9 protein-coding genes and 1 pseudogene are annotated in these 8,855 nt (G+C 63.5%); 8 read left to right on the forward strand and 2 right to left on the reverse strand.

Annotated features, from left to right (window positions below):
* A pseudogene (locus KBB36_RS19905) lies at positions 1-366 on the reverse strand (chitin deacetylase); the annotation flags it as partial.
* Positions 367-417: 51 nt separating this feature from the next.
* On the opposite strand from KBB36_RS19905, the gene KBB36_RS19910 reads away from it, so the two are divergent.
* From KBB36_RS19910 to KBB36_RS19945, 8 genes are all read left to right on the forward strand, one after another.
* Positions 418-1,566 carry an OpgC family protein gene (locus tag KBB36_RS19910; RefSeq protein ID WP_290985293.1) on the forward strand — a complete coding sequence of 383 codons (1,149 nt, stop codon included), beginning with the start codon at positions 418-420 and terminating at the stop codon, positions 1,564-1,566.
* 6 nt (positions 1,567-1,572) lie between these two features.
* A complete protein-coding gene (locus KBB36_RS19915; RefSeq protein ID WP_290985295.1) occupies positions 1,573-2,307 on the forward strand; it encodes an SGNH/GDSL hydrolase family protein in 735 nt (244 codons plus the stop codon).
* 72 nt (positions 2,308-2,379) lie between these two features.
* Positions 2,380-3,078 (forward strand): orotidine-5'-phosphate decarboxylase, encoded by a 699-nt coding sequence (pyrF, locus tag KBB36_RS19920; RefSeq protein ID WP_290985298.1) that lies wholly within the window; start codon positions 2,380-2,382, stop codon positions 3,076-3,078.
* Positions 3,078-3,719, forward strand: a complete 642-nt coding sequence (locus KBB36_RS19925) for a phosphoribosylanthranilate isomerase (protein WP_290985301.1) — start codon at positions 3,078-3,080, stop codon at positions 3,717-3,719. Before pyrF ends, KBB36_RS19925 begins: the two co-directional genes overlap by 1 nt.
* Before the next feature lie 9 nt (positions 3,720-3,728).
* Complete coding sequence (gene trpB / locus KBB36_RS19930) at positions 3,729-4,940, forward strand: tryptophan synthase subunit beta (RefSeq protein WP_290985304.1); 1,212 nt, start codon at positions 3,729-3,731, stop codon at positions 4,938-4,940.
* An 11-nt stretch (positions 4,941-4,951) separates the two neighbouring features.
* Positions 4,952-5,764, forward strand: coding sequence for a tryptophan synthase subunit alpha (trpA, locus tag KBB36_RS19935; protein WP_290985307.1), 813 nt, complete (start codon positions 4,952-4,954; stop codon positions 5,762-5,764).
* Between the two features lie 26 nt (positions 5,765-5,790).
* A complete protein-coding gene (gene accD, locus KBB36_RS19940) occupies positions 5,791-6,723 on the forward strand; it encodes an acetyl-CoA carboxylase, carboxyltransferase subunit beta (protein ID WP_290985310.1) in 933 nt (310 codons plus the stop codon).
* 373 nt (positions 6,724-7,096) lie between these two features.
* Complete coding sequence (locus KBB36_RS19945; RefSeq protein WP_290985312.1) at positions 7,097-8,416, forward strand: folylpolyglutamate synthase/dihydrofolate synthase family protein; 1,320 nt, start codon at positions 7,097-7,099, stop codon at positions 8,414-8,416.
* 4 nt (positions 8,417-8,420) lie between these two features.
* Here KBB36_RS19945 and trxA read toward each other — a convergent pair whose 3' ends face one another.
* Positions 8,421-8,744 carry a thioredoxin TrxA gene (gene trxA / locus KBB36_RS19950; RefSeq protein ID WP_290985314.1) on the reverse strand — a complete coding sequence of 108 codons (324 nt, stop codon included), beginning with the start codon at positions 8,742-8,744 and terminating at the stop codon, positions 8,421-8,423.
* Positions 8,745-8,855 lie beyond the last annotated feature (111 nt).

The following is an 8,855-nucleotide window of genomic DNA, read 5'->3' on the forward strand; positions in this document are numbered from 1 at the left end:
AAACAGCGTGAAGGGCAGCCCGGCCTTTTTGATACGCGGCCAACCTTCAGTGGCAATCGAGAGATAGGCATCATCCGCAGTCAGCGCCACGGCGCGATCCGGCAGCGGCTCGCCTTTTTTCAGCTTGGCAACGATCTCCGGCAGCGGCAGCACACGATATTGCCCGGAGGTCAGTTCGGCCAGATGCGCCTCAAACTGCTCCAGCCGGATATTGGTGGACGGGATGCGATCCTCGCCGAAGCGATGATACATCAGGATGGTGGCATGCTCGGCAGCAGCCACAGGCAGGACGGCCCCCATAGGCAGGGCGGCGGCGGCGAGGCTGGCGGCTGCAAGCAGCCCGAGACGAAAAGTGGTTTTGCGCATTGCGCCAAGTTTAGCGAATTCCCATACTGACCGCCAGGAGGCAATGGCGGCATGGGCGCTGAGATTGGCAGCAAGGCGGAACGCGATCTGCGGCTGGATTTTTTCCGCGGCCTGGCGCTGCTGTTCATCTTCCTGAATCATATTCCCGGCAATGTGGTGAGCTGGATCAGCAACCGCAATTACGGTTTCTCGGATGCCACCGAGATATTTGTCTTCATCTCCGGCTATTCGGTGATGCTGGCCTTCGGCGCCCTGCCTGAGCGCAACGGCTGGCTGGTGACGGCGGCGCGCATCGGGCGCCGGGTGTGGCAGATCTACACCGCGCATATCTTCCTGTTCATGGTGTTTGTGGCGCATATCGCCTATGTGGCCGATCGCTTCAACCCGGTTTTCGCCGAGGAAATGGGGATCGCGGAATTATTCGAGCAGCCGCATATCCTGATGCTGCAAGCGCTGCTGCTGAAATTCAAGCCGGCCAATATGGACGTGCTGCCGATGTATATCGCGCTGCTGCTGGTTTTTCCGCTGCTGCTGTGGCCGCTGAAACGCTGGCCGCTGGCCACTTTGGGCGGCAGTTTCCTGCTGTGGTTTGTGGTGCAAAGGCTGCATTGGAACCTGCCGGCCTATCCCGATGGCGGCTGGTTCTTCAATCCGCTGGCCTGGCAATTCCTGTTCCTGATCGGCGCCTGGTGCGCGCTGAAACGCCGGCAGGCGCCGTGGCACCGGCTGCCCACCGGCCTGACCAGCGCCTTGTGCATCGCCTATCTGCTGTTTTCTTTTGCCATTGTCTGCACCTGGCTCTATCCGCCCTGGGCACAATATGTGCCGCAATGGCTGCGTCGCCTGCTCTACCCGATCGACAAGACCGAACTGGACCTGCTGCGGCTGCTGCATTTCCTGGCGCAAGCCTATCTGGTGGTGCGCTTTGTGCCGGCCGATGCCGGCTTCCTGCGCCAGCCCTGGACCCGGCCGGTGCTGCTCTGCGGCAAACATTCGCTGGATGTGTTCTGCGCCAGCATCTTTTTGTCCTTTGCCGCCCAGTTTGTGCTGGTGGAAGTCAGCCCCGGCCTGCTGGCACAATTTGCTGTCAGCCTGGCCGGCATGGCGCTGATGGTGGCGTTGGCCTGGCTCAAGACATGGTATATTGCCACCGAGAAGACCGGTTCGGCGCCGCGCCCGGCGTCAACCGGCGGGGAATGAACCGAGATGCGACCCTTCCTGGCTTTTCTCACCCTTCTGCTGCTGGCCCTGCCGGTACAGGCCCAGGAACGCTGCGCCCTGCCCGCCAGCCTGCGTTTTGTCGACGCGCCGCTGCCACATCTGGCCAAGCGGCTGGCCAGCGATACGGAAATCCGCATCCTGGTGCTGGGCTCCTCTTCCTCCCTCAAACATGAAAGCGGTGGCCTGACCCGCACCTATATTGCCGGCCTGCCGGAAGCGCTGGAGACCCGCTTTCCGGGCCGGCGCTTTGTGATCGACAACCGCTCGCTGCGGACCCAGTCGGTGCAGGACATGCTGCGCCGGATCAAGGCCGAAGTGCTGCCGGCCCAGCCCGATCTGGTGGTGTGGCAGACCGGCAATGTGGAGGCAGCACGCCAGACCGATATCAACAGTTTCGCTATTGCACTGACAGAAGGACTGCAAAAACTGCGCGGCGCCGGCATCGACACCATCCTGATCGCGCCGCAATACCGCGCCCGGCTGGCGCCGATGGTGGATGCAGGGGCGTTTGACCAGCATATGGGCTGGATTGGCGATGCCGAGGGCGTGCCGGTATTCCCGCGCTACGACATGATGCAGTTTTGGTCGGAAAACGAGGTTTTTGACCTGCAAAGCAAGGATCAGGCGAAGCAGATGCAGGAGGCTGGCATGCTGAATGGCTGCCTGGCCCAGCATCTGGCCGAAATGATCCGCCGGGCGGTGGCGCTGCCGGCCCAGTAACCCCACCCAAACAGGGGATTTTCCAAGGCAAAAGGGCAGACTCGCCGGCCTCATTCTTGTATAAGGCCGGCCATGACCCGCCCTACTCCCGTCTTCTGCGCCATCGACACCGCCGAACTGGCCTATGCCGCCCGTTGCGCCCGCGCCGCCGCCGCCGCCGGCTTCGGCGTCAAGCTGGGCAAGGAATTCTTCACCGCCCATGGGCCGACCGAGGTGCGCGCCATCCTGCCCACCGGCGCGCCGCTATTCCTGGACCTGAAATTCCACGACATCCCCAACACCGTGGCCGGCGCGATCCGCTCTGCCGCAGCGGCAATGGCGCCGCAATTTGTCACCGTGCATGCCTCGGGCGGGCCGGCGATGATCCGCGCCGCCGTTGAGGCTGCCCGTTCAAGCCGGCTGCCGCCGCAAATCCTGGCTGTTACTCTGCTCACCTCGCTGGATGCCGCCGACCTGGAGGCGATTGGCCTCGGCGGCGATGTTTCCGGCCATGTGGTGCGGCTGGCCCGGCTGGCGCAGGATAACGGCGCCGATGGCGTGATCTGCGCTGCCACTGAAATTGAATTGCTGCGCCGCGCCTGCGGCCCGGATTTCAAGCTGGTGGTGCCGGGCATCCGCCCTGCGGGCAGTGCGGCAGGCGACCAGAAGCGGGTGATGACCCCGGCTGCGGCTTTGCGGCTGGGCGCCGACCATCTGGTGATCGGCCGGCCGATCACCGAGGCGGCCGATCCCGATGCGGCGGCCCAGGCGATTGCGCAAGAGATTGCCTGATGGCTTTGTTCACCAAAATCTGCGGCATCAACGATCCGGTGGCGCTGGAAACCGCGCTGGAATTCGAAGCCGACATGCTGGGTTTCGTGTTCTTTCCGCCCTCGCCGCGTAATCTCGGCATTGAAGCGGCCGTCACCCTGCTCAACGAGGTGCCGAGCGGAACGGATCGGGTTGGGCTGTTTGTTGATCCGAGCAATGACCAGCTGGATGCCGTGCTGGGCAAGGCGCGGCTTGATTTGCTGCAACTGCATGGCGACGAGACACCGGAACGCTGCCGCGCCATCACGATCTATTTCGGCCTGCCGCTGATCAAGGCGATCAAGGTGAGCGGCCCTGAAGATATCGAGCGGGCGCGCGAATATGAGGATATCGTCGACTGGCTGCTATTTGATGCCAGCCCGCCCAAGGGCGCCACGCGGCCCGGCGGCAATGGCCTGGCCTTTGACTGGGACATGCTGAAGGGCAAGAGCTTCAAACGGCCCTGGCTGCTCTCCGGCGGCCTGACCCCCGAAAACCTGGCGGAAGCCGTGCGCCGCTCTGGCGCCACGGCGGTGGATGTTTCCTCGGGCGTGGAAAGCGCCCCGGGCCGCAAGGACCCGGCGAAAATCCGTGCCTTTCTTGATACCGCTTTCAGCCTCTGAGGATTTGCCATGACCGTGCTGAATTCCTATCGCTCCGGCCCCGATGAACGCGGCCATTTTGGCCGTTTCGGCGGTCGCTTCGTGGCCGAAACCCTGATGCCGCTGATCCTCGATCTGGAGCGCGAATACATCGCCGCCAAAAACGATCCGGCCTTCAAGGCCGAGATGGATTATTTCCTTAAGGATTATGTCGGCCGGCCAAGCCCGCTCTACTATGCCGAGCCGATGACCAAACATCTCGGCGGCGCCAAAATCTATTTCAAGCGCGACGAGCTGAACCATACCGGCGCGCACAAGATCAACAATTGCATTGGCCAGATCCTGCTGGCCAAGCGCATGGGCAAGAAGCGCATCATCGCCGAGACTGGCGCCGGCCAGCATGGCGTGGCCACCGCCACGGTGGCGGCGCGCTTTGGCCTGCCCTGCGTGATCTACATGGGCGAAACCGATATCGAGCGCCAGGCGCCGAACGTGTTCCGCATGAAGCTGCTCGGCGCCGAAGTGCGCCCGGTCACGTCAGGCTCGCGCACGCTGAAAGATGCAATGAACGAGGCTTTGCGCGATTGGGTGACCAACGTGCATGACACATTCTACATCATCGGCACGGCAGCCGGGCCGCATCCCTATCCGCAATTGGTGCGCGACTTCCAATCGATCATCGGCCGCGAGACCCGCGAGCAGATGCTGGAGAAGGAAGGCCGCCTGCCCGACAGCCTGGTGGCCTGCATCGGCGGCGGATCGAATGCCATCGGCCTGTTCCATCCCTTCCTGGACGATCCGGGCGTGACCATTCATGCCGTGGAAGCTGCCGGCGAAGGCCTCGACACGGAAAAGCATGCCGCGTCGCTGGCGCGCGGCGTGCCCGGCGTGCTGCATGGCAACCGCACATTTCTGTTGCAGGATGCCGATGGACAGATCACCGAGGCGCATTCGATCTCGGCCGGCCTGGATTATCCCGGCATCGGCCCGGAGCATGCCTGGCTGCATGATGTAGGCCGCGTGCAGTATGTTTCCGCCACCGATCGCGAAGCGCTGGATGCTTTCCAGCTCTGCTCGCGGATCGAAGGCATCATTCCGGCGCTGGAGCCGTCGCATGCCCTGGCGCATGTGATCAAATGGGCGCCGACCTTGCCCAAGGACCATCTGCTGGTGATGAATCTGTGCGGACGTGGCGACAAGGATGTGTTCACCGTTGCCCGCGCCCTTGGCGTCACTCTGTAAGGATACCGACCGTGAGCCGCATCGATGCCCGCTTCGCCGCCCTGAAAGCCGAAGGCCGCGCCGGCCTGATCACCTTCATCACCGCCGGCGACCCAGACCATGATACCTGCGCCCGGCTGCTGGCCGGCCTGCCGGCTGCCGGCGCCGATGTGATCGAACTGGGCATGCCCTTCACCGATCCGATGGCCGATGGCCCTTCCATCCAGGCCGCCAATCTGCGCGCCCTGGCCACTGGCGCCAGCGTACGCAAAACGCTTGATCTGGTGCGCGGCTTCCGCAAGCAGGATAACACCACGCCGATCGTGCTGATGGGCTATTTCAACCCGCTTTCGGCCTATGGCGTGGATGCCTTCCTGGCTGATGCCAAGCAGGCCGGCGTGGATGGCCTGATCATCGTTGATCTGCCGCCGGAAGAGGATGACGAGCTTTGCCTGCCGGCGATCCAGGCGGGCTTGCATTTCATCCGCCTGGCGACACCAACCACCGACGATGCCCGGCTGCCGGCCGTGCTCGCCAACACATCCGGCTTCCTTTACTATGTCTCGATTGCCGGTATCACCGGCGCTGCCGCCCCGGATAGCGATGTTGTTGGCGCCGCCGTGGCGCGCATCAAGCGCCATACCGACCTGCCGGTTGGCGTCGGCTTCGGCATCCGCGATGGCAAACGTGCCGCCGAGATTGCCCGTGTTGCCGATGCCGCCGTGGTTGGCTCGGCCCTTGTAGAGCGCGTGGCGGAAGCCCAGGTGAAGGGCATCGACCCGGCACAGCATGTGCTGGACCTGGTGCAGGAATTGGGCGCCGCTGTGCGCATGGCCCGCAAGTAAGGCCGAGACGTTTAAGGAGAGTCCGCATGAACTGGCTGACCCGCACGGTATTGCCGAAAATCCGCGAGATGACCCGGAAGAAGGACACACCGGACAATCTGTGGAAAAAATGCCCCGGCTGCGGCCAGATGATCTACTCCAAGGAATTGGAGGAGAATCAGCATGTCTGCCCGAAATGTGACCACCATCTGCGCATCGGCTCGAAGGAGCGCTTCGCCGCCCTGTTCGACAATGGCGAATACCAGACCATCGAATTGCCGGATGTGATCCAGGACCCGCTGGGTTTCCGCGACCAGAAGAAATACCCCGACCGCCTGAAGGATGCCCGCAGCAAGACCAACCTGCGCGATGCCATCGTGGTGGCGCATGGCACGCTGGAAAAGCATGACGTTGTGGTGGCGGTGCAGAATTTCGCCTTCATGGGCGGCTCGATGGGCATGGCGGCCGGCGAGGCCTTGATTGCCGCCGCCACCCTGGCCGTGAACCAGCGCGCCGCGCTGATCGTGTTTGCCGCAGCCGGCGGCGCGCGTATGCAGGAAGGCATCCTCAGCCTGATGCAGATGCCGCGCACCGTGATCGCGGTGCAGCGCCTGCGTGAAGCGCATCTGCCGTTCATCGTGGTGCTGACCGACCCGACCACCGGCGGCGTCACCGCCTCTTACGCCATGCTGGGCGATATCCAGGTGGCCGAGCCGGGCGCCTTGATCGGCTTTGCCGGCCCGCGCGTGATCGAGCAGACGATCCGCGAGACTTTGCCGGAAGGTTTCCAGCGCGCCGAGTATCTGCTCGACCACGGCATGCTGGATCAGGTGGTGCATCGCCATCAGATGCGCGAAACCCTGGCCCGCATTGTCGGCCTGCTGCTTGATCCGCTGCACAAGGCCGATGTGGTGGCCCTGCCGCGCCCCGGGCTGGACCTGCCGCCGACCGGCGAAATCCCGCACGGCGCGCGGCGCTGAGCCGCCTGTATTGGCCGGTGGCCTAACAAAGAGCGTCATGGTACGCGAAGGCGTACCATCCACGTTTTTTTTGCATAGAGCGCGTTGGCAATAAAACACCCGTGGGTGGTCGGCCTGCGCCGACCACGACGACTATTGTTATGGCATGAGAGGCGCTTATCCTGCGCCCGGCGCTATTTCAGCGGCAGGCAGATATCGGTGAGCGATTCTGTGGGCGCCACTTCCGCCAGCCGGTTGAGATCAGGCGCGGCATCCAGGTTGGCATAGATATACATCCAGGTTGGCATAGATATATTCGGCGTCGAGCATGGGCGGTTTTGATAAATCTTGCGGAGTTGCGTAGAGTCTGCCGCCCAGCCGAGAAAGCCGTACCGTGCCACAGCGTTCCGCACCCGCCACTGATGCCATCCTGCAACGCCTGACGGCTTTGCATCCCAAGGTGATCGACCTGTCGCTGGACCGGGTTGCCACACTGATGCACAAACTTGGCGATCCGCAATTGCGCCTGCCGCCGGTGGTGCATATTGCCGGCACCAATGGCAAGGGTTCGCTGGTGGCCTATCTGCGCGCCATGGCCGAGGCGGCGGGCTATCGCGTGCATGCCTATACCTCGCCGCATCTGGTGCGCTTCAATGAGCGTATCCGGCTGGCCGGGCAGTTGATCGACGAGACGCGGCTGGCGGCACTGCTGGCAGAGTGCGAACGGCTCAATGCCGGCGCACCGATCACGTTTTTTGAGATCACAACCGCCGCCGCCTTCCGCGCCTTTGCTGAAGAACCGGCCGATCTTGTGTTGCTGGAAACCGGATTGGGCGGCCGGCTGGATGCCACCAATCTGGTGCCACGGCCACTGCTGACCGCCATCACCCCGATCGGCATGGACCATATGGCTTTCCTGGGCAACAGCATCGCCGCCATTGCCGGCGAGAAGGCCGGCATCATGAAACCCGGGGTGCCTTGCCTGGTCGGCCCGCAAGGCGGTGAGGCCAGCGCCGTGCTGGCGGCCCGGGCGCAGGCACTTGCGGCACCGCTGTTTCGCCACGGCGTGGACTGGCAGGTGCAAGCCGAGGGCGATGTGTTGCTGTGGCAGGGTGACGGGGGGCAATTGCGCCTGCCTTTGCCGGCCTTGCCAGGGCACCATCAGATCGAAAATGCCGGCACTGCCATCGCCTGCGCGCGGCGGCTAGGGCCGTTGAACATACCGCAAGCCGCACTGGCGGCCGGCTTGCGCCAAGTGGAATGGCCGGCGCGGCTGCAACGGCTGCAAAGCGGCCCGCTGATTGATCTGCTGCCGGCCAATAGCGAAATCTGGCTTGATGGCGGCCATAATCCGATGGCCGGCACAGCACTGGCGGCAGCGCTGGCGGCCTGGCAGGGCAAGCCGGAAACCCGGCGCCCGACCTATCTGGTGGCCGGCATGCTCAACACCAAGGAAGCTGGCGGATTCCTGGCGCCATTACAGCCCTATCTGGCCGGCTGCCGCACCGTGGCGATCCAGGGCGAAGCCAATAGTCTGTCAGCGGAAGATTTGTCCGCTTATGCCATGCAGCAGGGTCTGGCGGCGAAACCCAGCAGCGGACTTGAAGCGGCGTTGGCCGAATTGGCCGGACTGCAAAAACAAAACGAGCCGGCGCGTTTTCTCATCGCCGGCTCGCTGTATCTGGCGGGCCAAGTGCTGGCCCGCAATCGCTGAAAGATCAGATTGAGGAATTGATCCACTCGACCAGGCGGCTCTTCGGCAGCGCGCCGATCTTGGTCGCCACCGGCTTGCCATCCTTGAACAGGATCAGGGTCGGGATGCCGCGCACACCCAGCTTGGTGGGGGTGGTCGGGTTCTCGTCAATGTTGACCTTGGCGATGGTGAGCTTCTCACCCATCTCGGCCGCGATCTCATCCAGCGCGGGTGCGATCTGGCGGCACGGGCCACACCACTCGGCCCAGAAATCCACCAGCACGGGTCCGGAAGCCTTCAGCACATCGGTTTCGAACGAGGCATCGGTCACTTTGGTCGTGGCGGACATCGAGGTATTCCTTTATTTCTGCGCCAGCCGGGCGGGTCCAGTTTCGTAAATAAGGTAGGGACCGCCCCAGGCAGCGTCAAGCTGCCACGGTATATTGTGTCAAGCCCATGT

Source organism: Ferrovibrio sp. (assembly GCF_017994015.1).
In the GTDB taxonomy this organism is placed as follows: Bacteria; Pseudomonadota; Alphaproteobacteria; order Ferrovibrionales; family Ferrovibrionaceae; genus Ferrovibrio.

Coding starts and splice junctions, on each gene's coding strand:
- KBB36_RS19910 (WP_290985293.1), top strand. CDS start 418: ATGGGCGCTGAGATTGGCAGCAAGGCGGAACGCGATCTGCGGCTGGAT.
- KBB36_RS19915 (WP_290985295.1), top strand. CDS start 1,573: ATGCGACCCTTCCTGGCTTTTCTCACCCTTCTGCTGCTGGCCCTGCCG.
- pyrF (WP_290985298.1), top strand. CDS start 2,380: ATGACCCGCCCTACTCCCGTCTTCTGCGCCATCGACACCGCCGAACTG.
- KBB36_RS19925 (WP_290985301.1), top strand. CDS start 3,078: ATGGCTTTGTTCACCAAAATCTGCGGCATCAACGATCCGGTGGCGCTG.
- trpB (WP_290985304.1), top strand. CDS start 3,729: ATGACCGTGCTGAATTCCTATCGCTCCGGCCCCGATGAACGCGGCCAT.
- accD (WP_290985310.1), top strand. CDS start 5,791: ATGAACTGGCTGACCCGCACGGTATTGCCGAAAATCCGCGAGATGACC.
- trxA (WP_290985314.1), bottom strand. CDS start 8,744: ATGTCCGCCACGACCAAAGTGACCGATGCCTCGTTCGAAACCGATGTG.